Raw genomic sequence first — 24,374 nt, 5'->3', positions numbered from 1 at the left:
GCTTGATCCGGCACGCCTGACGTAGCGGAGCAGCCTCCGCCGACCATCTGAATTTTGAAAGAGAGAGCATCTGGTATGCAGGTCCATAAGTACGACGTCGTCATTGTCGGTGCAGGTGGCGCCGGCATGCGCGCCGCGATCGAGTCTGGTCAGCGCGCACGCACAGCGGTACTGACCAAGCTCTACCCCACCCGTTCGCACACCGGTGCGGCACAGGGTGGCATGTGTGCAGCACTGGCCAACGTCGAAGAAGACAACTGGGAATGGCACACCTTTGACACCATCAAGGGTGGCGACTACCTGGTTGACCAGGACGCAGCGGAGGTCATGGCGAAGGAAGCCATCGACGCCGTGCTGGACCTGGAAAAAATGGGTCTGCCGTTCAACCGCACGCCCGAAGGCCGGATCGACCAGCGCCGTTTCGGCGGCCACACCCGCGATCACGGCAAGGCCCCCGTCCGCCGTGCGTGCTACGCCGCCGACCGTACCGGCCACATGATCCTGCAGACGCTGTACCAAAACTGCGTCAAGCACAACGTTGAGTTCTACAACGAGTACTACGTCCTTGACTTGCTGATCGTCGAAGAAGACGCAGTGCGCGAGGACGGTACTCCTTACAAGCAGAAGCGTGTTGCCGGCGTGGTCTCCTACGACCTCGCTTCCGGCGAACTGCATGTCTTCCAGGCCAAGTCCGTGGTGTTCGCTTCCGGCGGCGCCGGCAAGGTCTTCAAGACCACGTCCAACGCCCACACCCTCACCGGTGACGGCATGGGAATCGCCTTCCGCCGCGGCATTCCGCTGGAGGACATGGAGTTCTTCCAGTTCCACCCGACCGGCCTGGCCGGCCTGGGCATCCTCCTCACCGAGGGTGCACGTGGTGAAGGTGCCATCCTGCGTAACTCCGAAGGTGAGCGCTTCATGGAGCGCTACGCCCCCACCATCAAGGACCTCGCACCCCGTGACATCGTGGCCCGCGCCATGGCCAACGAGGTCCGCGAAGGCCGCGGCTGTGGCCCGAACAAGGACTATGTGCTCCTTGACCTGACCCACTTGGAGCCGGAGCACATCGAAGCCAAGCTTCCGGACATCACCGAGTTCGCCCGCACCTACCTTGGCGTGGAACCGTTCACGGATCCGGTTCCCGTGTTCCCCACGGCGCACTACGCCATGGGCGGAATCCCCACCAACATCGCAACCGAGGTCCTCCAGGACAACGACACCGTTGTGCCGGGCCTCTTCGCTGCCGGTGAAGTTGCCTGCGTTTCCGTCCACGGCTCCAACCGCCTTGGCACCAACTCGTTGCTGGACATCAACGTCTTCGGCAAGCGGGCCGGTGTTGCGGCCGCCGAGTACTCCAAGACGGCGGATTTCGTTGAGCTTCCCGAAGATCCGGAAGCCATGACCCGTGGCATCCTGTCCGGCCTGCTCAACGGCACCGGCACCGAACGCGTGGCCCAGATCCGCAAGGAACTGCAGGACACCATGGATGCCAACATGCAGGTGTTCCGCACCAAGGAATCGCTGCAGCAGGTCCTCAGCGACATCGCTTCCTTCGAAGAGCGCTACAAGAACGTCACTGTCCAGGACAAGGGCAAGCGCTTCAACCTGGACCTCCTGGAAGCCGTGGAGCTGGGCTTCCTGCTCGACATGGCGAAGGTCATGACCGTTGGTGCTTTGCACCGTGAAGAGTCCCGTGGCGGCCACTACCGCGAGGACTTCCCGGACCGCGACGACGAGAAGTTCATGAAGCACTCCATGGCTTACCTGGACGACTCCGTCACTGCCGCCTCGTCGGCCGAGTCCGTTGCGGGCATCCGTCTTGAGACCAAGCCCGTTGTCTTCACCCGTTACGAGCCGATGGAGCGTAAGTACTAATGACTACCGAAATGGCAGAACCCGCTTCCAAGATCGAACTTCCTGCGGGCGTTGGCGGCGGCGGGGAAATCCCCACGTTCCACATCACCCTGCGCGTCCGCCGGTACGATCCCGAGATCTCCGACGAAGCCCGCTGGGACGACTACAAGCTGACCATGTACGGCACGGACCGTGTGCTGGATGCCCTCCACAAGGTCAAGTGGGAGATGGACGGCACGGTTTCGTTCCGCCGGTCCTGCGCCCACGGCGTGTGCGGTTCCGATGCCATGCGCATCAACGGCCGCAACCGCCTGGCCTGCAAGACGCTGCTGAAGGACCTGGACACCACCAAGCCCATCACCGTTGAGCCCATCAAGGGCCTCCCGGTGGAGAAGGACTTGATCGTGGACATGGAACCCTTCTTCCAGTCCTTCCGCGAAGTGATGCCGTTCCTGATCAACAAGGGCCACGAGCCCACCAAGGAACGCCTGCAGTCCGTCGAGGACCGTGAGCGCTTCGACGACACCACCAAGTGCATCCTCTGCGCTGCCTGCACCTCGTCCTGCCCGGTCTTCTGGACCGACGGCCAGTACTTCGGCCCGGCAGCGATCGTCAACGCGCACCGCTTCATCTTCGACTCCCGTGATGACGCCGGCGACATGCGCCTGGAAATCCTCAACGACAAGGAAGGCGTGTGGCGCTGCCGCACCACCTTCAACTGCTCCGAGGCCTGCCCGCGTGGCATCCAGGTCACCAAGGCCATCGCCGAGGTCAAGCAGGCTATCCTGTCGCGCAAGATCTAGTCGGCCGTTCTCCAAGGACAGCACGACGACGGCGCCGCCCACCACTGCTGGTGAGCGGCGCCGTCGGGCTTTAATCAACAGCGGAGACGCTCCGAACCGGGCGTCCGAACAACAAGGAGGGCAGCGTGTCACGCTCCGAGAAAATCACCTTCACGGGAAGCACGGGCGATGCCTTGGCGGGAATCGTCGACGTGCCCGAAGGTCCCGTCCGGGGCTGGGGTGTGTACTCGCATGGCCTGACCCTGGGCAAGGACAGCCCAGCGGCCTCCCGCATTTGCAAAGGCCTGGCCGAGCAGGGCGTCGGCATGCTGCGCTTCGACAATCTGGGGCTGGGCGGCTCAGAGGGCGAATGGTCGGCAGGGTCCTTCAGCGTCAAGGTGGCGGACACGATCCTGGCCGCAGCGTTCATGAAGGATCAGGGCCGGGCCATTTCGCTGCTGGTGGGCCACTCGTTCGGCGGCGCTGCCGTGCTGGCGGCCACCCGGGACATTCCCGGACTCAATGCCGTGGTGACAGTTGGCGCGCCGTTCGAACCCAAACACGTGGAGCACATGTTCGACGCCGAAATCGACTCCATCCTGCGGGACGGATCCGCCGTGGTGGACCTGGGCGGGCGGCCCATGGAAATCCGCAGGCACTTTGTGGAAGACGTGGAACGGGCCGACCTGCGCGACTGCATCCGGACCCTCCACAAGCCGCTGATGGTGATGCACTCCCCCACGGACAACACGGTGGGAATCGACAACGCCAGCGAAATCTTCCGCACTGCGCGGCATCCGCGCAGCTTCATTTCGCTCGAAGGCAGCGAACACCTGCTCACGGGCAAGGGACAGGCCGCCCGCGTGGCACGGATCATCGGTGCGTGGGCTGATCCGTACCTGGAAGTCCGCGACGCCGGCTGACGGCCCGGCCCACCCCAAGTAGGGGACAGCAAACGTTCCACTGACGCCTCAGTGGAGCGTTTGCTGTCCCCCAGTTGGGTGTCTACTTGCCGATGGCGGCCTTGCTCTCGTTGATCCATTGCTCGGCTGCCTTGTCCGGACTCAGCCGCTTGAACAGGACCTCGGTGTTGATGCGCGCCGTGATTTCGGAGACCGCCGTGGAACCCGTGGGGCCGATGTAAGTGGGCGCGAAGTCCATCTTGCCGATCTGGTCGATGTACGCCGCCTCAACCTTGCCCTGCGGAGTCAGCAGGTCCTGGATGGCGGTGCGCATGCCGGAGTTGCTGGGCACGCCCCGGTCGCTCTGGATGATCTTGGCTGCCGACTCATTGTTCACCAGGAAGCTCACCAGCTTGGCAGCAGCATCCGCGTGCTTGCTGCGGGCGGAGATGGTGTAGAACTGCGAGGACTGAAGCCAAATACCCGGTGTGGGGGTCTCCCCCGGCAGCTTCAGGAGCTTGAGCTCGGTACCGGATGCTTTGCTCAGCGCTGCCAGCGAGTTGCTCCACGTGAGCATCATGCCGGCCTTGCCCATGCCCATGAGCGTCTGCTCGGTGCTGACGTTGAGCTTCTCGACGGTTTCGGAGGCACTCGGAGCGGCACCCGTTTCACTCAGCTTTAGCGAATAGTCGAAGTACGCCTGGACCGTGCCCTTGTCCAAGCCAAGTTGTCCGTCCTGGGTGTAGAGGGACTGTCCGCGCTGGCGGGCGAAGGCATCGAGTGAGTCGTGGGTCAGGACGGTGGCCGTGCCGTAGGTTCCTTTGGGGCTCTTGGACGTGATGTCACCGGCAATGCGGGCAAAGTCGTCCCAGCTCCACTTGTTGTCGTCCGGGAGGGAAACTCCGGCTGCCTGGAACACTGCCGGGTTCACCACGATCGCCAAAGCGTTGGCTCCCGTCGACACACCGTACTGTGTGCCTTTCACTTGGCCGTTCTCCAAGGCGCCCTGGTCCAGCTTGGACAGATCCAGCGAGCCATTGACCTTGGACAGGTCCAGGAGGGCGCCACGGTTGGCATATTCTGCCGGATACGCGCCACCCATGGTGATGACGTCCGGGGCATCGTTGGCCGCAACCTGGGTGGCCAGCTTGTCGAAGTAGCCGCCAATATCGCCGTACTCCGGCTTGACCTTGATGTTGGGGTTGGCTGCCTCGAATTCGGCGATTGCCTTGTTGGTCAGCTCCGCGCGGCCGGCGTTCCCCCACCAGGAGAACCTGATCTCCACCGGACCGCTTTCGGCCTGGGTGTTGCTGCCTGCTGAACACCCTGTGGCCAAGCCAGCCAGGCCCAGTGCTGCTATGAACGCCAGGGATTTTCGGATACTACCTAGAGATTTACGCGCCATTGGGTAAGCTTCTTTCAGACTCAGAAAACGGTTCCTGAAACGTATCAAGCGCACTGATGTGCGTCAATAGTTCTGATCGTTAACTATTTAGGAAGCTTCCCGGAGGCCCCGTCTTGACCCTGAAACTGACCGACATCCAGATCCGCGATCCCTACGTCCTCACACTTCCCGCAACAGGTGAATACCTGCTCTTCGGCAGCACCGACAAGAACATCTGGTCGGGTCCCGCCACGGGATTCGACTGCTACCGGAGCAGTGACCTCAAGGAATGGGAGGGGCCCGTTTCCGCCTTCCGGCCGGACCCAGGTTTCTGGAGCCAAGAGCAATACTGGGCACCCGAAGCCCATGAATACCAGGGGCGTTTCTACCTGTTCGCCACCTTTACAGCACCCGGTCAGTTCCGGGGAACCCAGATACTTTCCAGCGACCAGGCCGAGGGGCCGTACACACCGTGGAGCGACGGGCCGGTGACTCCACGCGATTGGGAATGCCTTGACGGATCACTCCACCTGGACGCCGACGGACAGCCGTGGATGGTTTTCTGCCACGAGTGGAAGCAGATCGACGACGGCGCCATGGTGGCCCAGCGCCTCAGCCCGGACCTGCGCACCGCGGTGGGTGAACCGACGGTCCTGTTCACGGCTTCCGAGGCTCCTTGGTCACGTCCCCTGCACAAGCCGTCCCAGACGGCCGCACCCGTCTACGTCACTGACGGTCCTTTCCTCCACAGGCTTGCCAGCGGCAAACTCATCATGCTGTGGTCCAGTTTCGGTGACCACGGCTATGCCATGGGCATCGCCCGCAGCCAATCCGGCACGGTGCTGGGCCCTTGGATCCAGGAGCCTGAAGCCCTGTGGAGCAAGGACGGCGGCCACGGCATGATCGCCCGGACACTTGGCGGAAGCCTGTTCCTGACCTTGCACCAGCCCAACCAGAGCCCTAACGAACGTCCCGCTTTCTTCCCCCTGCGTGAACTGGAGGACACAGTGGTGCTGGCGCCTGCCGGTGCCGGCGCCACTGCCGGCATCGACCGCGAGTCGCTGGTCAGGCGCCACAACGTGAAGCAGCAGGAACTGGACCCACGGAGCCCAGTGTCAGTGGGCAATGGCGAATTCGCCTTCACCATGGACCTCACTGGCCTGCAGACCTTTCCCGGCTCCTACCCCGTGGGGGCCCGCGACGAGCTCCCACCCGGAACACTGCTTGGCACCCAGGCACAATGGGGCTGGCACTCAGTCCCACCAGAAGCTTCCTACGACCTGTCAGGCTCCACCGTCCTCTACAACTCACCCCGCGGGCCAGTGCCCTACGTGGACATGGTGGGAGACATCGTGGACGACCGGGAAACCGGAACCTCCAGGGCCGAAACGTGGCTCCGCGCCAACGCGCACCGCCTGGACCTGGGCAGGATCGGCTTCCGGTGGGTAGAAGGCGGGAAGGAACGCGCCCTCGCACCGGCCGAGATCACCGGAACCGAGCAAACACTGGACCTCTGGTCTGGCATCGTTACCAGCCACTTCACCGTGGCGGGCCACCCCGTGACGGTCACGACGGCGTGCCACCCGGACCGCGACCAGCTCGGCTTGCGCGTGGAGTCGCCTGCGTTGGGCTCGCCTGGGCCCCGCCTGGTGATCGGCGTCGACTTTCCGTACGGCTCCGAGGCCTGGCATGATGCAGCTGATTGGAGCAGGCCGGATGCGCATACAACCACCCTGGAGCAGCACACCCGGGCCGACGCCGGGAATACAGGCTGGGTGGTGCACCGGGAACTGGATGATTCGCGCTACGAAGTGGTCATTACCGGAAAGAGCCTGCAGGTCGAACAGGCGGGCCAGCATTCGGTTCGTATTGGGGCCGGAGACCACAGTGACTCCGGCGGACGGGGCACCACCTTGGACCTGTCCATTGCCTTCCTCCCCGCGGGCGATGGCGACTGCATCCCGCGCGGCAATGCCGGAATCGGACAGGCGGCACCGGCAACCGAGCCAACCCACGCGGCACCCGAGGCAGGTCTAGGCACCGGGCCAGGGTCCGGCGTCGTACGTTCACCGGAACTGGAGGCAGGCAACGACGTCGCGGCAGCGTCGGCCGCGTACTGGCCGAAATTTTGGAACTCCGGCGGCGCGATCGAACTCCACGCCACCGATGACCCGCGGGCCAAGCAATTGGAGCGCCGGATTGTCCTCTCCCAGTACCTGACGGCGATCAACTGCTCGGGCTCGCTGCCGCCGCAGGAAACGGGGCTGGTGTGCAACTCGTGGCGCGGCCGTTTCCACTTGGAAATGCACTGGTGGCACGCTGCCCACTTCGCCCAATGGAACCGCACGGAACTGCTGCTGCCGTCACTTCGCTGGTACTCCACGGTGCTGGAAAGGTCCCGGCAAACAGCCAAGCAACAGGGTTTTGAGGGAGTGCGTTGGCCCAAGCAGGTTGGACCGGATGGACGCGAGAGCCCAAGCACCATCGGCACCTTCCTGGTCTGGCAGCAGCCGCACCCCATCTACCTCGCTGAACTGGCCTACCGGGCCAACCCATGCCGCGAAGTGCTGGAAGAATTTGCGGAGATTGTGTTCGAGTCGGCGGCGTTCATGGCCAGCTTTGCGCATCCGACGCAGCGGGGATTCGAACTCGGGCCGCCGTTGGTCCCCGCACAGGAAAGTTACGGTTCCATCCGCGGCAGGGTCAGCAACCCTACGTTCGAGCTGGCCTATTGGCAGTGGGCGCTGGGCATCGCCTCGGACTGGCGGGACCGGCTGGGGTTGGAGCCGGTTGCCGCTTGGGAGGACGTAGCCGGCGGTATGGTCAAACCCCACGTTGTGGATGGGGTGTACACCGCGATCGACGTGGAACCCTTCACGATCCGCACCGACCACCCGTCCATGTTGTGTGCCCTGGGTTTCGTGCCCAGGACCGGGTTGATCGATCCGGACACCATGCGGGCCACCCTGGGCGACGTGCTGGCGGACTGGGATTGGGCCAGCACCTGGGGCTGGGACTACCCGGTCATGGCCATGACGGCGGCGCGTTTGGAGGACCCGGAAGCCGCGGTGGACGCGCTGCTGCTGGACGCGGGAAAGAACACCGTGCTGCCGAACGGCCACAACCGGCAAACCGATTCCCTGCCGTTGTACCTCCCCGGCAACGGTGGCTTGCTGGCGGCGGTGGCGTTGATGGCAGCCGGGTGGGACAACGGACCCGAACGCCACGCCCCCGGATTCCCGCCGGGTTGGACCGTCGCCTGGGAGGGACTGATGAAGGCGCCGTAGCCGGGTTCTAGGGGCGCTTGGGGCCGAGGGACGCGCCCACCAGCGCGCCCAGGCCGACCCCGATCAGGATGCCTAAGAAGGGTGAGTTGAACACGAGCTGGCCCACCACCAACCCCACCGCGGCACCGATGAGGCAAGCGATCCACAACTGGTTGTTCACGGTGCCTCCACGGGCCAAGTCAGGTTTGCGGGGTGGCCCGGCGGGCGCCGAGGAACCTCTTGCGCGGCATCTCCCCTGCCTCCACGTCAGCCTCCCGAATGGCCGACCATGCTGCCGAGACGAGGTACACCTGGCTGACCAGGTTGAACCAGATGAGCAACCCAATGATGATCGCGAAGGAAGCCAGGACCGGGTTGTTCCCCGCGCGGGCAAGAAGTTCGGTGCTGAAGAACTGCAGGACCGTGGTCCCGACGCCTGCCAGGACAACCCCTTCCAGGAACGCCTGGCGCCCAAGCTTCAGTCCACCGGCCAAACGGAACAACACTGCCGCCGTCGCGCAGTTCAAGAGGAGCGGGACCACGATCTTGACGACGGCGGCAATGGGACCGGCGATGGCCTCATCCAGGCGGAGTGCATCAAAGATCCAGTCCGCGGCCGTACCGAACACCAGCGAGGCACCGGCGCTGACCACCAGGATGACCCCCAGGAGCAGCAAGGTCCCGGCGTCCACGAGCTTCTGCAACACGGCGCTGCGCTGGAGGGGGTCCGCCTGCATGACTCCGCGCACGCCTTCCCGGACGCTCGCGATCCAGCCCAACGAAGTGAAGATGGTAACGACGGCGGCGATGGCGGCTGTCCAGCCGAGACCGGACGGGTTCAACAGCGTCTGCGGGTCCACCAGGCCTTCCCCGCCGTTGACCTGCAGGAGGCCAGGCGCCGCCGAAGCCACGCTGCGGATCACGGCGTCTTCCAGGACCGGGTTGCCGCCCAGGACGATGCCCGCAATGGCGAAGCCGGTGGTCAGGAGGCCGGTCACCGAGAAGAACATGTTGAATCCGATGCCGGCACTCAACAGCGGCCCGTGTTGCCGGGAGTAGTGCTGGAAGGAACGCATGGCCCGGTTGGTATTCAGCTTGGCGAGGGCCAACGCAAAGAAGGCGCCCGCTCTCTTGGCCAAGCCGTCACCGGCACGCTTGCTGTGGCCCCAGTCCTGCCGCTTGTGGAGGAGTTCGAGTTTGAGTTTCGCCAGCTCAGTTGGCAGCGGAGGACTGCCCGCCTGTTGACGTGGATTCCGCCTGCTGGTCTTCGTCACTGTCGCCGCCAAAGTCGAGCTCTTCCCGTAGCTGCCAAATTCCATTGGTGTCGTGCTCGTAAAGTCCCATGCTAACCACTGGGAAGGTGGCCCGGTAATCACTGAGCACCGTTTCGGCCTCGTCAAGATTTTCCTGCGCGACGTCGTGGGCCACAGTGACGTGTGGATGGTACGGGAACGGGAGCAATCGCTCCAAGGGACCGGACTGCAGTTTCTCGTGGAGCTGCACGCATTCCTCGAAGCCTTGCTCCACGTTCACGAACACCACGGGCGAGACCGGACGGAAGGAACCCGTACCGGAAATGGTGATGGTGAACGGCGGCTGGGTCTGCGCTACCGCCCGCACGTGGTCCCGGGTGGCTTCCCAGTCCTGCGTGGGCGTCGTGGTGATCAGGGTGATGTGCGCCGGAATGACCTCGGCCATGGGATCGCCGAACGACGCCCGCCAATCCTGCAGTTCCTGCGCGATGTCCGGCGGGAATCCGAGGATCACGCCCACGCACATGGCGTCACCGGCACCGCAACCGGTGCCGGTGACAGCGGGCTGGGGCGAACCGTCCGGACCGGCACCCTGGTGGGAGTCGGCCTGGACGTTGAGCTGACCAGCGGCGCACATGGATTTAGCGGACTCCCTGCTCTACCCCGCGGTAGGGCAGGAACCCAACCTTGGAGTAGACGTCGGCGAGGGTGGCGGAGGCAATCCCGCGGGCTTTGTCCGCGCCGAGGGCCAGGAGGCGGTCCAGCTCGGCGGGGTCGGCCAGGAGTTCGTTGGCGCGTTCCCGGATGGGGGCCAGGTGACCTGAGACGAGTTCGGCAAGGTCCACTTTGAGGTGGCCGTACATCTTGCCCTGGTAGTCGGCCACGATCTTCTCCACCGGGGTACCGCTGATGGCCGAGTAGATGGTCAGCAGGTTGGAAACGCCGGGCTTGTTCTCGCGGTCGTAGCGGATTTCGGTCTCGGTGTCCGTCACGGCCGACTTGATGCGCTTGGCCACGGTCTTGGGGTCGTCGAGCAGGTTGATGAGGCCCGCCGGCGATTCCGCAGACTTGGACATCTTGGCCGTGGGGTTCTGGAGATCGTAGATCTTGGCCGATTCCTTCTGGATGAAGGCCTCGGGCACCTGGAACGTCTCACCGAACCGGCTGTTGAAGCGGTTGGCGAGGTCCCGGCTCAGCTCCACGTGCTGGCGCTGGTCCTCGCCCACCGGCACGCCGTGCGGCTGGTACAGGAGGATGTCCGCGGCCTGCAGGATGGGGTACGTGAACAAGCCAACGCTGGCGTGGTCCGAGCCCTGCTTCTGGGCCTTGTCCTTGAACTGGGTCATGCGGCCGGCTTCGCCCATGCCGGTGATGCAGTTAAGGACCCAAGCCAGCTGCGCGTGCTCGGGAACCTGGGACTGGACGAAGAGCGTGCACTTCTCCACGTCCACGCCACCGGCAATGTACTGTGCTGCGGTGACGCGGGTGCGGCGTGCGAGTTCGGCAGGGTCCTGCGGGACCGTAATGGCGTGCAGGTCCGGGATGAAGAAGACGGCGTCGTACTCGTCCTGCATGCGGACCCAGTTGACCAGGGCGCCAAGGTAGTTGCCCAGGTGCAGGGAGTCCGCCGAAGGCTGCATGCCGGAAAGCACGCGGTGCTTGGCGCCGGCAGCAAGCTTGGTGGAGGTCACGGGATTGGCGGCCGGAAGAACGGCTGCGTCAGTTTCAGCTGTAGTCATGGGGTAAAAACTTTCGTCAAGCTTTAGAGCCGGTAGTCAACAACCACCGGTGCATGGTCGGAGAAGCGGGTGTCCCACGAAGGCGCCCGGTCCACTACTGCCGAGAAAGCTGCGGCAGCCAGTGCGGGAGTAGCCAGGTGGTAGTCGATGCGCCAGCCAGTGTCAGTATCAAAGGCTTTGCCGCGCTGGGACCACCAGGTGTAGGGGCCGGCGACATTTCCTGCCAGGCCCCTGTGGACATCCCTCCATCCGATCTCTTCGTCGAAGAAGCGGTCAAAGTAGGCACGCTCCTCCGGGAGGAAGCCGGCACGCTTGACGTTGCCCTTCCAGTTCTTGATGTCGAGTTCGGTGTGACCCACGTTGAGGTCGCCCACCACCAGTGCGTGATCGCTGTGCTTGGCCAGTTCAGGCAAGCGGGTGGTCATGGCGTCCAGGAAACGGTACTTGTCATCCTGCTTGGGCGTTCCGGCCTCACCGGAGTGCACATAGGCGCTGACGGCGGTGAGCGTGGTTGCCTCACCCGCAGAGTTCCGCAGGGCGAAGTCGGCCTCGACCCAGCGTCCGGAGGTATCGAAGTATTCGTCTCCATTGCCGATCCGTGTGGCAGTGGGTTCCTGGCGTGAAGCGATGGCTACGCCCGCCCGGCCCTTGGCTCCGGCCTCGGCGTGGAGGATGTACCAGCCCTCACCGATCAGCGAGTTGACGATCCCGTCAGGGGCACGGACTTCCTGCAGGCAAAGGATGTCCACTTCGCGCGGCTCCAGCCATTCCGCCATGCCCTTCTTGTAGGCAGCCCTCAGGCCGTTGACGTTGACCGATGCGATGCGAAGGAAATCCTTCTTCAATGCCGTACTCACCCGCTCTACTCTAGTCGATGATGGTTCCGGCCACGGGCTCGTCGGAGTCACCCGGGGACTTGATCATGTCCCGTGCGTTGGTGGACGTGATGGCGATGGTTTCCAGGGCGCGGTTGATGGTGTCCTGGTTGGCATCGGCACCCTTGGCGCGCTCGTCTTCCACCACCCGGACCTGGACCTGGACGATCTTGAAGGAGTGGTCCAGCTTGAGGTCCCGTACCTCGTCCGCCTGGCTCCGTTCGGCCACCACCCGGGTGCCGCCATGGTCCGCGGAGGACGACGACGGCGCGCGGCCGGTTGCCGCGGCAAAGGCATTTTGCGCTTCGGTCAGCTTGGCCCCGGCCCGCTTTGCGGCCCGCTGGATGCTGAACACGACGAACGCTGCGAGCGCGAGCCAGCCGAAGGAGACAACAGCAACGACCCAGCCCACGACGTCGTTCTGGTTGGCCGCGAAGATCACCGCGACCAGGAAGGCGATGATGACAACAGTCATCCCCAGGCCGCCGATGCGGAAGCCCTTGAGGGGGCCGCGGGCGGACGTGGACGTGGAGGGGTGCGGGTCACCGAGAGATTGCATGGGTCCATTGTCTCAAACGCCCGCAGGTGCCCGGACCGGCTTCCACGCACGGCGAACAGGGTCATCCGCGGGTGGTTGATTCGCGCTGCAGGAACCGTGCCGGCAGTAGGAGCGGAGGCGTCTCCGGCGCCCCTTCGACGAGTTTACACAAAGTAGCGGCCAGGGCTGCCACCGCCGCGAACGACGAAAATTCAATGACTTTTCAGGAGCCGCAGCGACTGATATCCGAAAGCGATGGTGTCCCACAGCCGACGCGCTGTGGTCTGGACGACGGTGGTCGAGGTGGCCGGCATGGCTCGTCGCTGTCGGCTAACTGATGATGTCCAAGTAGCGGGTTTCCTGGTGAGCCTCTAGTACTTTGACCTGGTACAACGAATCGTGCCATCGGCGCCGTGCAAACCTGTCACAGTTACGGGACGGTTGACGTTTTCAGCCCCACACCCGCGTGTATGCTGCTGGATGCCTCAGAAATAGCCCTTCCTCGCGAAGGCCCAGGACCTTTTCGTGTAACTCAAAAGTAACCTCACAACGATATCTTGCTTGCGACTAGTAAGTTCTGTGTCGTAGGTTACTCGCAGCATCCACATTCGCGGTGCATCAATCTACTTTTGGGGAATTAGATGAAATTTTCGCATCACTTCTCATCCTCATTTTATGCTTTATTACTGGTAGCTGGTGTGCTTGCATCCGGCTTCAATGCCGCCTCGGCAAGTGCAGCAGTAGTTGAGGTAGACAAAACCTTGTAGCCATGCGTGTCCGAGGCTGTGAGACAGAAACTGCAGCAGTGGACCTGTACCGCGGAAGGTCTTTACGTGCAGCGTGATTCCAAAGGTAAGGCAAAAAGGGACTCCCGCGGGCAAAAGGCTCTGGAATTCCATGAAATGCGCAACCGTGCCAAGAGCTCGCCCTCCTGCCGTTCACCGTGACTCAGTCAGGTCGCCGTTACACATCGGGCCTGAAATACGGAAACTACTTGGCGAACGCCAACGCGTACACTACTCAGTTCACGACTGCGTTCCTGCCATCGGGCTACAACCTGTACCAGGCGGCACCCTTAACAAATAAATCCTTCAATTGCCCCAAGACGGGAAATTGCAAGTACTAGTTGCCGATCTAGTGAAATAGGAGAAGGTTATCGACTGGCAAGAGTTTCCCACTTCTGACGCGCCAACCGACTGGGTCACGCTCACAGAGACGGGATGGCATTCGCTCCTCATTGTTGCTGCAGGACCAAATAATGTGATTCGAGCACTCAAGGTAGATCAGACTCGGTATCAAAAAGAGATTGATGACACTATCGACGAATACATTGCCGGAGCGTCGATCCCGCCTCGTCCCCGCGGTTTCAATTGGTATCTGAGACTACCGTCAGGCAAGTCACTGGAAGACCTCGACCATCAACTCAACGAGGGAATCCGGCTAGGGGCTTCAATCGCACCCACGCCCATCGAAGTATTACGGGTTTTTCAGGAGACCACGAAACGGTTCTACGCGCACTGACTTGCCTACGGCGGCCGTGATCTCACAGGCGTGGTCGTGGTACTTTTGCAACCGAGGCTGCAGGCAAGAGTGCTACCCATCAACAATCGCGGGGGCTCTGCACCGCGTATTCCGGTGTTCAATCTTTAGGTAATCAGCTCCCGTTCGTGGTCCGCAAGGGTTACCTGCATGTTCAGCATGGGCTGGCCCGGGCTGATGGACGGGTCATTTCCGCCGAAGGGAAACGCAAAAGCCACCTTATCAGCCTGTCCCTCCTCGGCATGCATGAGCACCCTCTTGGTTTTCGGAACCTGGCGGGAGGGCGCGCCGTTGGCGGTCATGTGCCTGTGCTCGTGGGGCGTTCGGGGCAACGCCAAACTGACCATGGCGGAGATCAAGACAGCCTTAGCCCAGCGGCTACGCCGGCTCTATCACTTGAGGAAGAGCTGGCGCAGCCTTCCAGTGGTCAGCATGATGCCCAGCACGATCATCACCAGGTAGTAGCCCACATGGATGGCCGTGGCAGGGGTAAAGACGCCAACACTGATCTGGCGCAGCAACTCCACGCCGTGCCACAGCGGCATTGCCTGGATGAACCACTGGATGGGCTGCGGATACACACTGAGCGGGTAGAACGTGGCGCTGAACAGGAACATGGGCAACAGGAAGAAGTTGATCCAGTCCATCTGCTGGAAGGTCTTCATGAAGCTGGTGATGCCCATGCCGAAGCTCGCAAAACCGAAGGCGATGAGCACCGAGGCCGGGATCACCAGGATGGCCCACCACGTGGTCAGCAAACCCATGACGCCCATGACTGCCGTGAATCCGGTGGCGTACAGCAGGCCCCTGAGCAACGCAAGGAAGATCTCACCGATGGCAACGTCCAGGGGACCCAGGGACGTGTAGAGCATGCCTTGGTAGAGCCTGGCGAAGTTCATCTTGAAGAAGACGTTCCACGTGGAGTCGTAGATGGCGCCGTTCATGGCCGAGACCGCAAGGAGGGCCGGGGCGATATACGCCGCGTAGCTGATCTCCTCGCCGCCAGGGCCCTGGACCGTGCCCACGATGGAGCCCATCCCCACGCCCATGGCCAGCAGGAACAAGACCGGCTCGAAGAAGCCGGACAAGAGCACCAGCCACGTGCTGGACTTCGCCGCCATCAGTCCACGGGCCACCACGGCCTTGGCGTTGCGGGAGTAGAGGGGGCCGAATTTCCGTTCGCGGGCCACGTCGGTGGCGCTGTGCCCGCCGGTAAGGACACTCATGAGCCCATCCTTTTCACGAACTGCCGGCGGACCAGGATGAAGCCAACCGTTGCGGTGGCCACGAGGTACAGCACGTGCGTGAGTGTCAGCAAGGGTTTCTCGTCCATCCCGTACGTGAACACCCGGCCCAACTCCGTCCCGTGCCAGACCGGGGAGATCCAGCCGATCCATCGGACAGCCAGCGGCAGCGTGTCCAGGGGAAAGAACGTGCCGGAGAACAGGAACAAGGGCATCACGATGAAGCGCTGCACCAAGGCGAACTGCCCCTTGTCCTGGGTGATGCTGGAGGCGTACGCCATGAGCGGCAAGCCAAAGGACAGGGCGGCCACCGTAGCCACGATCGCCGAAACCCAACCCCAAGGACCGGGCGAAGCACCGAACATGGCCACCACCGCGAAGTACACCACGGATTGCAGCAGGAACCGCAGGCTGCTGGCCATGATGTGACCGGCGGCAATCTGCTGCGGGACCAGCGGTGACGCGTGCGGCCCGTAGAAGACCCGACGCCACTTGAAGCCGTCCATGATCGGATAGGAGAACTCCCCGGAGGCCGTCATCACCGCGGCTGACACCAACAAGGCGGGAGCCACGAACTCCAGGTAGCTGACCCCTCCGAAGACCGATTCACTGTTCGCGTCCACCAGGCTGGCCAGGCCCACTCCCATGGCGAACAGGTAAGCCACCGGTTGCCCCACGCTGTACAGCACCACGGACCAGCCGTAGTTCCGCATGACGCGGAGCACCTGCTCGGCGTAGAAGAACGAACCCCACCTCCTCGCCCTCGCGGCCGAGACGGCAGGTGAGTGGGCGCGCAATGGCCGCGCCGGCGTCGTGAGCTCATCCTCAGTCAACGAGACTCCTGCCCGTGAGCCGCAGGAACACGTCCTCCAGGGAGGACCGGCGCACCAAGGAGGTCAGCGGACGCAAACCGCGGGCAGAGACCTGCTCCAGCGCGGCTTCGCCGTCGTCGGCGTAGATGAGGACGCGGTCGGGCAGCGTTTCGAGCCGCTCGCCAATGCCTTCAAGTTCGACGCCGATGGTCGCGTTGCGCTCGGAACCGAACCTGAGCTCCAATACTTCGCGGGAGGAGTGCTCGCGGATCAGGCTGGCCGGCGAACCCTCGGCCATGATCCGGCCCTTGTCCACCACGATCAGCCGATCGCACAGTTGCTCTGCCTCGTCCATGTAGTGGGTGGTGAGGATAAGCGTGACGCCGCTTTCCTTGAGCCGGAAAAGGCGGTCCCAGAGGATGTGGCGGGCTTGGGGATCCAGGCCGGTGGTGGGCTCGTCGAGCAGGAGGATGCGGGGCTCGTTGATGAGCGAGCGGGCAATGGTGAGGCGGCGCTTCATGCCGCCGGACAGGGCATCCACCTTGGAGTTTGCCTTGTCCGTCAGCTGGGCGAATTCCAGGAGCTCATCGGCTTTGGGCCGGAGGTAGCTCAGCGGGAGCCCGAAGTACCGGCCGTAGACGATCAGGTTTTCGCGGACCTTCAACTCCTCGTCGAGGTTGTCCTGCTGCGGAACCACGCCCAGGTGCGCCCGCACCTCGGGACCATGGGACTCGGGATCCAAGCCCATGATGTCCAACGATCCCGAGGTCCGCTGGGATACGCCGCCGATCATCTTCATGGTGGTGGACTTGCCGGCACCATTGGGACCGAGCAGGCCAAAGGACTCCCCCGCCGGGACCTCGAAGGAGATGTTGTCCACGGCGGTGAGCTCACCGTAGGTCTTGGTGAGGTTGTGGGCGCGGATGACGGTGGGTGGGTTCATGGCGGACGTTCCGTGCTGCGATTCCGGGAGGGATGCAGGGCGGGTTGCTTCATTGTGCACCCTCAGCAGACTAGTAGCGCCCACCGATATGTGAAAGAGCTCTTGCAGATATTCGCCCAACTGACTGCCAGTTGGGGAGGGTGACGCAGGCTGGGGGGTTACGCCGGCCGCTGCGAGCGCAACACCTCCAGGCGCTGCCGGAACTCCGTTTCGTCGATTTCCCCGCGGGCGTACCGCTCACGCAGGACTCCCTCGGCGCCCTGGGTCGCGACCCAGTTGTGGTTGCGGCGCCAAGCCCGGCGGCCCACGAAGATGAACAGGAAAATCACGAGGATCCAGAACAGCGGGAAGATCAGGAAGAACGGCCAGTAGGTGCCGTCACCCCACGGACCATGCGCGACGACGGTGGCCGGCACGTGTGCCAGGGCTCCCCCGAACGTGGTCTCCCCGACGAGTGAAGTCAATGCGGTGAACATGTCAGTGGTCCAAACTCTCTGCGCCGGTGCCCGGCGCGAACCGTCTTTCGGCTCTGGTTCGAGTCTTCCGTTCAGCGACCGGTGGGGCGTCCGCCGTCAGGAGTCACCTTGGTGGCCGGCCGTACTCCCCGGGGAGACGGCCCGGTACCGTCACGCCTTCCAACCGGGTTTGACCAGGCCGGACTCATACGCGAGCACCACCAACTGGGAGCGGTCCCTGACCATGAGCTTCGTCATGATCCGGGACACGTGCGTCTTGGCAGTCAGCGGGGTGATGAACAGCCGCTCGGCGATCTCGGCGTTGTTGAGGCCTTCCCCCACGAGCGCCAGGACCTCGCGCTCCCTCTCCGTGACCTGGTCCAGTTTGAGGAGTTCCCCCGCAGCCCGGCTGTGCGATGCCAACTGGGCCATGATCCGCCGTGTCACCGACGGCGAAAGGAGGGCATCGCCGTCGCGCACCACGCGGACGGCACGGATCAGTTCGGCAGGCTCCGTGTCCTTCACCAGGAAGCCGGCAGCACCTGCCCGGACGGCCTCGGCGATGTACTCGTCCAGTTCAAACGTGGTGAGGATGATGATCCGCGTGCCGGAGAGCGCCGGGTTGGCGAGGATCCGGCGGGTGGCGGTGAGGCCGTCGTCGTCCGGCATCCGGATGTCCATGAGGACCACATCCGGCTTGTCCCTTGCGGCCAGGCGTGCGGCGTCCCTGCCCGTGCCGGCCTCGGCCACGACTTCCATATCCGGTTCGGCATCCAGGAGCGCGCGGAATCCTGCCCTGATGAGGGTGTGGTCGTCGGCTATGAGGATGCGGATCACGGCTGGCCGCCTTCTGTGGGCAGGGGCAGGAGGGCATGGACGCGCAGCCCGGGCGACAGTTCGTAAAGGGTGACCGTCCCGCCCAGTGCCGCCGCCCTCTCCCGCATTCCCGTGAGGCCGTTTCCGGGGACCGAGAGCCCCATGCCGGCGCCGTCGTCGTCAACCTGCACGGTGAGCACCCCGCCTTCGGTTCCCTTGCGCACCAGCAAACGCACGACGGCGGACTGGGCACCTGAGTGCCTGCCGACGTTGGTCAGGGCCTCCTGGATGATCCGGTAGGCCGCTTCCTGCTGGGCGGGACCGATGGTGGAAGGGTCCGTTTCGTCGTCCAGCCGCACCTGCAGGCCGCCCAGTTCGGCTTGCTTGACTACCTCGGACACGCGCTCCAGCGTGGGCGCCGACGCGGGTTCGAACGGCACGTCTTCCCGCAAGACGCCCAGCAGTTGCCGGACCTCGGTCAGGGACTCCTTGCTGGCGGTTTTGATGGCTTCCAGGGCGGGCCTGAGCTTCTGCGGATCGTCAGTGCCCAAGTGGAGGGCGACAGAGGCCTGGACGTTGATCATGGAGAGGGAGTGCGCCACGACGTCGTGGATGTCGCGGGCGAGGGTGAGGCGGTATTCATCGCGGTCGGCCTTCGCTGCTGCCTCCCTGCGGCGCCGGTACTCGGCGAAGCGTTCAGTGCGCCGCCGGATCCCCTGCCCCAGGATCACCAGGATCGCGGCCCACGCCACGCCCGCCGAGGCGCGGAACGGCCAGCCGTCGTCGCCGGCCATCACGGCTCCGGCCACCACGGCGGCGGCAGCAAGTCCGGCTCCCAACCAGGCCTGCCAGCGCAGGCCTGCAGCGGCGGTCAGCACAATGGCAAGAGCCAGCGACAACACGATCGGACCCCACGCATACCCCCAGGCGAGGTACAGGCCCGTGGCCACGAGCGCCAGGGGCAGCATCAGCTCCGGGGAACGCTTCCGGAAAGCCAAACCCGCCGGACCCACCAGCAAGAGCAGGATTGCGAACACATCCAGCGGCCTGCCGGCCTCCTGGTGGCTCGCCGAAAACAGCGTGCCGACCACCTGGATGACGGCGACCGTGAAGACGATGAAAACAGTGGGTGGGCCGTTGAAGCGGCGGGGAGGTCCCTCAGAAAGTAAGGGGCCTTGATATGGGCGCATACAACGAGAGTAGACGGAGGTAGGACAAAGGGCGTCCTCGTAACGGAGCAAGACGCCTACTCCCGGAGGAGTAGGCGTCTTGTTAGCGTTTTCTCAGGCGATACCGGCTTGGCGCTCGGCGCTCTCCACCACGTTGGCCAAGAGCATCGCGCGGGTCATCGGACCCACACCGCCCGGGTTCGGGGACAGCCAGGCGGCGACGTCGGCCGCTGCCGGGTCCACGTCTCCGGTGACCACAGCCTTGCCGTTCCCGTCGTCCACGCGGCTGACGCCGACGTCGAGCACGATTGCGCCCGGCTTGAGGTCTTCGGCCTTGATCATGTGCGGCACGCCGGCAGCGGCGATCACGACGTCGGCCTGCCGGAGTTCGGCGGGCAGGTCGACCGTTCCCGTGTGCGCCAGGACCACCGTGGCGTTGACTTCCTTGCGGGTGAGCAGGAGGCCGATGGGCCGGCCGATGGTGACACCGCGGCCAACCACCAGGACGCGCTTGCCCTTGAGCTCGATGCCGTGGCGGCGGAGCAGTTCCACGCAGCCCTTGGGCGTGCAGGGAAGCGGCGACTTCATTTCGCCGTTCACGTTGGCCACCAGGCGGCCAAGGTTCATGGGGTGCAGGCCGTCGGCGTCCTTGTCAGGGTCCATGGCCTCCAGGATTGCGTCCTGGTCGATGTGCTTGGGCAGGGGAAGCTGGACGATGTAGCCCGTGCATTCCGGGTTTTCGTTGAGCTCCTGGACAACCTTCAGGAGGTCTTCCTGGCTGATGTCTTCGGGGAGGTCGCGGCGGATGGACTGGATACCTACCTCGGCGCAGTCCTTGTGCTTCCCGCCGACGTACCAGGTGCTTCCAGGATCGGAGCCCACCAGGATGGTGCCGAGGCCGGGGACGATGCCCTTGCCGGCGAGGACGGAAACGCGTTCGGTCAGTTCGGCCTTGATGGCAGCGGCGGTGGCCTTGCCGTCAAGAATCTGTGCGGTGGACTGTGTCATTCCATCTGCTTTCTGGTGGGTGACCTGGTGTGGAGGCTCACGCCAACGGGATCCGCCGCCTGGCGCGGCAGCGGATCCCGTTGGCTCCGGTTCAGTGCCCGGGTAATGCTTGCTCAGCCTTGGGAGAGGCTGGTTACCACTGCTCGTGCTGCGGGTACAGCGGGAAGTCGGCGGCCAGCTTGTCGACGCGGGCCTGGAGGCTTTCGACGTCGGTGGCGGAGCCGGACTTCAGTGCGGTGGCGATGATCTCGGCAACTTCGGTGAACTCCGCAGCGCCGAACCCGCGGGTAGCCAGTGCAGGCGTACCGATACGGAGGCCGGAGGTGACCATCGGCGGGCGGGGGTCGAACGGAACGGCGTTGCGGTTCACGGTGATGCCCACGGAGTGCAGGAGGTCTTCTGCCTGCTGGCCGTCGAGCTGCGAGTTGCGCAGGTCAACGAGGACCAGGTGCACGTCGGTGCCACCGGTGAGGACGGAAACGCCTGCCTCGGCAACGTCGGATTGGTTGAGGCGGTCGGCGATGATCTTGGCGCCCTCGAGGACGCGCTCCTGACGCTCCTTGAACTCTTCGCTGCCTGCAATCTTGAAGGCAACGGCCTTGGCGGCGATGACGTGCATGAGCGGTCCGCCCTGCTGGCCCGGGAAGACGTTGGAGTTGATCTTCTTGCCGTACTGTTCCTTGGCCAGGATCACGCCGGAGCGCGGGCCCGCCAGAGTCTTGTGCACGGTGGAGGTCACAACGTCCGAGTGCGGGACCGGGCTCGGGTGCAGGCCTGCTGCGACGAGTCCAGCGAAGTGGGCCATGTCCGTCCAGAGCAGTGCGCCAACCTCGTCCGCGATGGAGCGGAAGGCGGCGAAATCCAGGTGGCGGGGGTAGGCGGACCAACCGGCGATGATGACCTGCGGCTTCTCGGCGATGGCCTGCTCGCGGAGCTTGTCCATGTCCACGCGGAAGGTGTCTTCTTCAACCTGGTAGGCAGCAACCTGGTACAGCTTGCCGGAGAAGTTCAGCTTCATGCCGTGGGTCAGGTGGCCACCGTGTGCCAGGGAGAGGCCCAGGATCTTGTCGCCGGGGGTGATCATGGCGGAAAGTGCTGCGGCGTTCGCCTGTGCACCGGAGTGCGGCTGCACGTTGGCGTACTCGGCACCGAAGAGGGCCTTGACGCGGTCGATGGCGAGCTGCTCGGCGACGTCCACGTATTCGCAGCCACCGTAGTAGCGCTTACCCGGGTAGCCTTCGGCGTACTTGTTGGTCAGGACGGAGCCCTGGGCTTCCATGACTGCGCGGGGGGCGAAGTTCTCGGAGGCGATCATTTCCAGGGTGCCGCGCTGGCGGCCAAGCTCCTGGTCGAGGACTGCTGCGATCTCGGGATCGAGTTCGGCGAGCGACTGGTTGCTGACAGACGCTGAAGTAGTGGTAGTCACGGAGATCTCCTGGCTAGGGAACGGGTGGTGCTACAGGTCAGGCTACCGGCAGCGGCATTGCCCCGTCCCCTCCGTTACGGGAGGCATAGGTCACGTGCTGCAGCGGTAAGACATGACCCTCGGCCCAGGCGTACGATCCGTGGTCTTCGTGATTGCCGCTCCCTGGTGGTAGTCCACCCAACGCCAGTCGCGACCCGTTAACAGTACAACAACGCCGCACAGGTAGGCTTGGTCATGTGACTGACTCCGCATTTGTTGTGACCCTTTCCTGCCCTGACCGCCCCGGCATTGTCCACGCCGTCGCCGGAGCCCTTCTTGACGCAGGTTGCAACATCGCCGATTCGCAGCAGTACGGAAGCCCCAGCACAGGCAACTTCTTCATGCGGGTGGAGGCAACGACGTCGAGCCCCCAGGCGGAACTGGCCGCCGCGCTGAGGCCAGTGGCCGAATCCTTCGGGATGTCCTGGCAGATCAACCCCGTGGGCGAAAAGGTCCGGACCATCATCATGTGCTCCAAGGACGCGCACTGCCTCAACGACCTCCTGTTCCAACAGCGTGCCGGCACCCTGCCCATCGAGGTTCCCGCCATTGTCTCCAACCACCGCGACCTGGAGTCGTTGGCGGAGTTCTACGGCATCCCGTTCCACCACATCCCCGTCACCGCCGAGACCAAGCAGCAGGCCGAGGCTGAGCTGCTGAAACTGATCACTGAGCACGACGTTGAACTGACAGTCCTGGCGCGGTACATGCAGGTCCTCTCCAACGATCTCTGCAGGGAACTGAACGGCCGCGCAATCAACATCCACCACTCGTTCCTCCCCTCTTTCAAGGGTGCCAAGCCGTACCACCAGGCACACGCACGCGGTGTGAAGCTGATCGGCGCCACTGCCCACTACGTCACTGCGGACCTGGACGAGGGTCCCATCATCGAGCAGGAAGTCATCCGGGTGGACCATGCCCGGACCGCCGCCCAGTTCGTGCAGATGGGACGCGACGTGGAGGGCCGCACGCTGGCCCAGGCCGTCCAGTGGCACGCCGAGCACCGGGTGCTCTTGGATGGCACCCGGACCGTGGTGTTCAACTAGCGCCAGATCTACGCTGGGGGTATGCGGGGCATTCCTGATCCCGAGGCAGACTTGGCTGTGTATTACGACCGCCACGCCGCGCTCCGCAACACCCGTTCCCTGACGCCGCACCGGGTTGACTGCCGCGAGTGGTTCGTTCGGCTCTTGAAGGACGAGCACCGCCATTCACTGTTTGAGCTTGGCTGCGGCACGGGCGTGGAGGGGGTGGCTTTTGTTGCTGCGGGCCTGCATTACTGCGGCGTTGATCTCTCCCCGGAAAGTGTTCGCGCGGCCCGCTCCTGCGGACTCGATTGTTCGGTAGCCAGCGGGCGGCATTTGCCGTTTATGGACGGCGTCTTTGACGCCGCGTGGAGCATGAGCACCCTCCTGCATGTCCCCAACAGCAGGATTCACGACGTCGTTGGCGAACTCGTGCGGGTCTGCGCACCTGGCGCGCCAATCGGCGTCGGGCTTTGGTCAGGTGACGACGAGGAAGTACTGAACCCCGAGGACCTCGAAGAGCCCCGGCGGTTCTTCAGCCGCCGCAGCGACGGGACCGTGCAGCGGATCTTTGGGGAACACGGCTTGGTGGAACATTTCCGCACGTGGCCCGAGGGTGTTGGCGTGGAGTCCGGCCCCGGCGCCGGCAACTGGACCCAGCACTACCAGTTCCTGGTCCTCCGCACCCCCTCCCCCAAGTAGGGGACAGCAAACGTCCCTCTGACCCCTCGTAGCGACGTTTGCTGTCCCCCAGTTGGGCAATAGGCTGGGGTCATGGCTCCCTCTTACACTTTCGCCGGGGACACCCCGGCCATCCATGAAACAGCCTTCGTGGCGCCCACGGCTTCGATCATTGGCAAGGCCACGTTGGCCGAGGATTCCAGCGCTTTCTACGGCGTCTCTGTCCGCGCGGACACAGCAGCCATCAAAGTGGGCGCAGGCTCCAACCTCCAGGACAACGTGGTCCTGCACGCGGACCCCGGGTTCCCCTGCACCGTCGGCGAGCGCGTCTCCGTTGGCCACAGCGCCGTGGTGCACGGTTGCACTGTGGAGGACGACTGCCTCATTGGCATGAGCGCCACCATCCTCAATGGAGCGGTGATCGGCACGGGTTCCCTCATCGCCGCGGGCGCCGTGGTGCTTGAGGGCACCGTCATTCCGCCGCGCTCCTTGGTGGCAGGCGTGCCGGCGAAGATTCGGCGGGAACTCACGGATGAGGAGTTCGAGGGCGTGAAGCACAACGCCGCCCACTACAAGGAACTCGCTGCCGCGCACCGGGAGATGCACGGCGCCTAAGACACTTGC

At 64.1% G+C, this 24,374-nt stretch carries 24 protein-coding genes and 1 pseudogene; 9 read left to right on the top strand and 16 right to left on the bottom strand.

The window, feature by feature from the left end:
* The first annotated feature begins 75 nt into the window (after positions 1–75).
* The 3 genes from sdhA (at position 76) to ACIPV6_RS08570 (ending at position 3,559) form a co-directional block, all read left to right on the top strand.
* The gene (gene sdhA, locus ACIPV6_RS08580; RefSeq protein ID WP_400270466.1) at positions 76–1,875 is read left to right on the top strand and encodes a succinate dehydrogenase flavoprotein subunit; all 1,800 of its coding nucleotides are present in this window, start codon (positions 76–78) and stop codon (positions 1,873–1,875) included.
* Complete coding sequence (locus ACIPV6_RS08575; protein WP_397324666.1) at positions 1,875–2,657, top strand: succinate dehydrogenase iron-sulfur subunit; 783 nt, start codon at positions 1,875–1,877, stop codon at positions 2,655–2,657. Before sdhA ends, ACIPV6_RS08575 begins: the two co-directional genes overlap by 1 nt.
* 125 nt (positions 2,658–2,782) lie before the next feature.
* The gene (locus tag ACIPV6_RS08570; protein WP_400270465.1) at positions 2,783–3,559 is read left to right on the top strand and encodes an alpha/beta hydrolase family protein; all 777 of its coding nucleotides are present in this window, start codon (positions 2,783–2,785) and stop codon (positions 3,557–3,559) included.
* A gap of 82 nt (positions 3,560–3,641) precedes the next feature.
* Here the strand turns inward: ACIPV6_RS08570 and ACIPV6_RS08565 are convergent, their stop codons facing one another.
* The gene (locus tag ACIPV6_RS08565) at positions 3,642–4,943 is read right to left on the bottom strand and encodes an ABC transporter substrate-binding protein (protein WP_400270464.1); all 1,302 of its coding nucleotides are present in this window, start codon (positions 4,941–4,943) and stop codon (positions 3,642–3,644) included.
* Positions 4,944–5,056: 113 nt separating this feature from the next.
* On the opposite strand from ACIPV6_RS08565, the pseudogene ACIPV6_RS08560 reads away from it, so the two are divergent.
* A pseudogene (locus tag ACIPV6_RS08560) lies at positions 5,057–5,866 on the top strand (glycoside hydrolase family 43 protein); the annotation flags it as partial.
* Positions 5,867–5,917: 51 nt separating this feature from the next.
* Entirely contained in the window at positions 5,918–8,209 is a 2,292-nt protein-coding gene (locus ACIPV6_RS08555; protein WP_400270572.1) for a hypothetical protein, read from the top strand.
* Between the two features lie 7 nt (positions 8,210–8,216).
* Here the strand turns inward: ACIPV6_RS08555 and ACIPV6_RS08550 are convergent, their stop codons facing one another.
* The 6 genes from ACIPV6_RS08550 to ACIPV6_RS08525 are packed head-to-tail and all read right to left on the bottom strand — an operon-like array spanning position 8,217 to position 12,614.
* On the bottom strand, positions 8,217–8,369 hold the full coding sequence (locus ACIPV6_RS08550) for a hypothetical protein (protein WP_400270463.1): 153 nt from the start codon (positions 8,367–8,369) through the stop codon (positions 8,217–8,219).
* A gap of 19 nt (positions 8,370–8,388) precedes the next feature.
* Positions 8,389–9,474 carry a YihY/virulence factor BrkB family protein gene (locus tag ACIPV6_RS08545; protein ID WP_400270462.1) on the bottom strand — a complete coding sequence of 362 codons (1,086 nt, stop codon included), beginning with the start codon at positions 9,472–9,474 and terminating at the stop codon, positions 8,389–8,391.
* Positions 9,401–10,078: a 2'-5' RNA ligase family protein gene (locus ACIPV6_RS08540; protein WP_400270461.1), complete on the bottom strand. Its 678-nt coding sequence runs from the start codon at positions 10,076–10,078 to the stop codon at positions 9,401–9,403. The genes ACIPV6_RS08545 and ACIPV6_RS08540 overlap by 74 nt, the downstream gene beginning before the upstream one ends.
* A gap of 4 nt (positions 10,079–10,082) precedes the next feature.
* Complete coding sequence (gene trpS, locus ACIPV6_RS08535) at positions 10,083–11,180, bottom strand: tryptophan--tRNA ligase (protein ID WP_400270460.1); 1,098 nt, start codon at positions 11,178–11,180, stop codon at positions 10,083–10,085.
* Between the two features lie 23 nt (positions 11,181–11,203).
* A complete protein-coding gene (locus tag ACIPV6_RS08530) occupies positions 11,204–12,037 on the bottom strand; it encodes an exodeoxyribonuclease III (RefSeq protein WP_400270459.1) in 834 nt (277 codons plus the stop codon).
* 10 nt (positions 12,038–12,047) lie between these two features.
* The gene (locus ACIPV6_RS08525; RefSeq protein WP_400270458.1) at positions 12,048–12,614 is read right to left on the bottom strand and encodes a hypothetical protein; all 567 of its coding nucleotides are present in this window, start codon (positions 12,612–12,614) and stop codon (positions 12,048–12,050) included.
* A gap of 1,239 nt (positions 12,615–13,853) precedes the next feature.
* Between ACIPV6_RS08525 and ACIPV6_RS08520 the strand changes: the two genes are divergently transcribed.
* The gene (locus ACIPV6_RS08520; protein ID WP_400270457.1) at positions 13,854–14,114 is read left to right on the top strand and encodes a DUF5956 family protein; all 261 of its coding nucleotides are present in this window, start codon (positions 13,854–13,856) and stop codon (positions 14,112–14,114) included.
* Between the two features lie 125 nt (positions 14,115–14,239).
* Here ACIPV6_RS08520 and ACIPV6_RS08515 read toward each other — a convergent pair whose 3' ends face one another.
* The 9 genes from ACIPV6_RS08515 to glyA form a co-directional block, all read right to left on the bottom strand.
* Positions 14,240–14,434: a hypothetical protein gene (locus ACIPV6_RS08515; RefSeq protein ID WP_400270456.1), complete on the bottom strand. Its 195-nt coding sequence runs from the start codon at positions 14,432–14,434 to the stop codon at positions 14,240–14,242.
* A 90-nt stretch (positions 14,435–14,524) separates the two neighbouring features.
* Complete coding sequence (locus ACIPV6_RS08510; protein WP_400270455.1) at positions 14,525–15,358, bottom strand: ABC transporter permease; 834 nt, start codon at positions 15,356–15,358, stop codon at positions 14,525–14,527.
* Positions 15,355–16,209, bottom strand: coding sequence for an ABC transporter permease (locus tag ACIPV6_RS08505; RefSeq protein WP_400270454.1), 855 nt, complete (start codon positions 16,207–16,209; stop codon positions 15,355–15,357). The genes ACIPV6_RS08510 and ACIPV6_RS08505 overlap by 4 nt, the downstream gene beginning before the upstream one ends.
* A complete protein-coding gene (locus ACIPV6_RS08500; protein ID WP_397324814.1) occupies positions 16,202–17,131 on the bottom strand; it encodes an ABC transporter ATP-binding protein in 930 nt (309 codons plus the stop codon). Before ACIPV6_RS08500 ends, ACIPV6_RS08505 begins: the two co-directional genes overlap by 8 nt.
* Before the next feature lie 158 nt (positions 17,132–17,289).
* The gene (locus ACIPV6_RS08495) at positions 17,290–17,607 is read right to left on the bottom strand and encodes an SHOCT domain-containing protein (protein WP_400270453.1); all 318 of its coding nucleotides are present in this window, start codon (positions 17,605–17,607) and stop codon (positions 17,290–17,292) included.
* Between the two features lie 150 nt (positions 17,608–17,757).
* The gene (locus ACIPV6_RS08490; protein WP_400270452.1) at positions 17,758–18,423 is read right to left on the bottom strand and encodes a response regulator; all 666 of its coding nucleotides are present in this window, start codon (positions 18,421–18,423) and stop codon (positions 17,758–17,760) included.
* Complete coding sequence (locus ACIPV6_RS08485; protein WP_400270451.1) at positions 18,420–19,592, bottom strand: sensor histidine kinase; 1,173 nt, start codon at positions 19,590–19,592, stop codon at positions 18,420–18,422. The genes ACIPV6_RS08490 and ACIPV6_RS08485 overlap by 4 nt, the downstream gene beginning before the upstream one ends.
* A 93-nt stretch (positions 19,593–19,685) precedes the next feature.
* Complete coding sequence (locus tag ACIPV6_RS08480) at positions 19,686–20,579, bottom strand: bifunctional methylenetetrahydrofolate dehydrogenase/methenyltetrahydrofolate cyclohydrolase (RefSeq protein WP_400270450.1); 894 nt, start codon at positions 20,577–20,579, stop codon at positions 19,686–19,688.
* Between the two features lie 133 nt (positions 20,580–20,712).
* Positions 20,713–22,005, bottom strand: coding sequence for a serine hydroxymethyltransferase (gene glyA, locus ACIPV6_RS08475; protein WP_400270449.1), 1,293 nt, complete (start codon positions 22,003–22,005; stop codon positions 20,713–20,715).
* Between the two features lie 236 nt (positions 22,006–22,241).
* Here glyA and purU point away from each other — a divergent pair, with 236 nt between their 5' ends.
* From purU to ACIPV6_RS08460, 3 genes are all read left to right on the top strand, one after another.
* The gene (gene purU / locus ACIPV6_RS08470) at positions 22,242–23,090 is read left to right on the top strand and encodes a formyltetrahydrofolate deformylase (RefSeq protein WP_400270448.1); all 849 of its coding nucleotides are present in this window, start codon (positions 22,242–22,244) and stop codon (positions 23,088–23,090) included.
* Between the two features lie 21 nt (positions 23,091–23,111).
* On the top strand, positions 23,112–23,771 hold the full coding sequence (locus ACIPV6_RS08465; protein ID WP_400270447.1) for a class I SAM-dependent methyltransferase: 660 nt from the start codon (positions 23,112–23,114) through the stop codon (positions 23,769–23,771).
* Positions 23,772–23,843: 72 nt separating this feature from the next.
* Positions 23,844–24,365 carry a gamma carbonic anhydrase family protein gene (locus ACIPV6_RS08460; protein WP_400270446.1) on the top strand — a complete coding sequence of 174 codons (522 nt, stop codon included), beginning with the start codon at positions 23,844–23,846 and terminating at the stop codon, positions 24,363–24,365.
* Positions 24,366–24,374 lie beyond the last annotated feature (9 nt).

The sequence above is a fragment of the Paenarthrobacter sp. NPDC089988 genome (assembly GCF_044748465.1).
Taxonomy (GTDB): domain Bacteria; phylum Actinomycetota; class Actinomycetes; order Actinomycetales; family Micrococcaceae; genus Arthrobacter.
The sequence above is the reverse complement of the archived record's forward strand: the minus strand, read 5'-3'. Positions and strand labels throughout refer to the sequence as shown.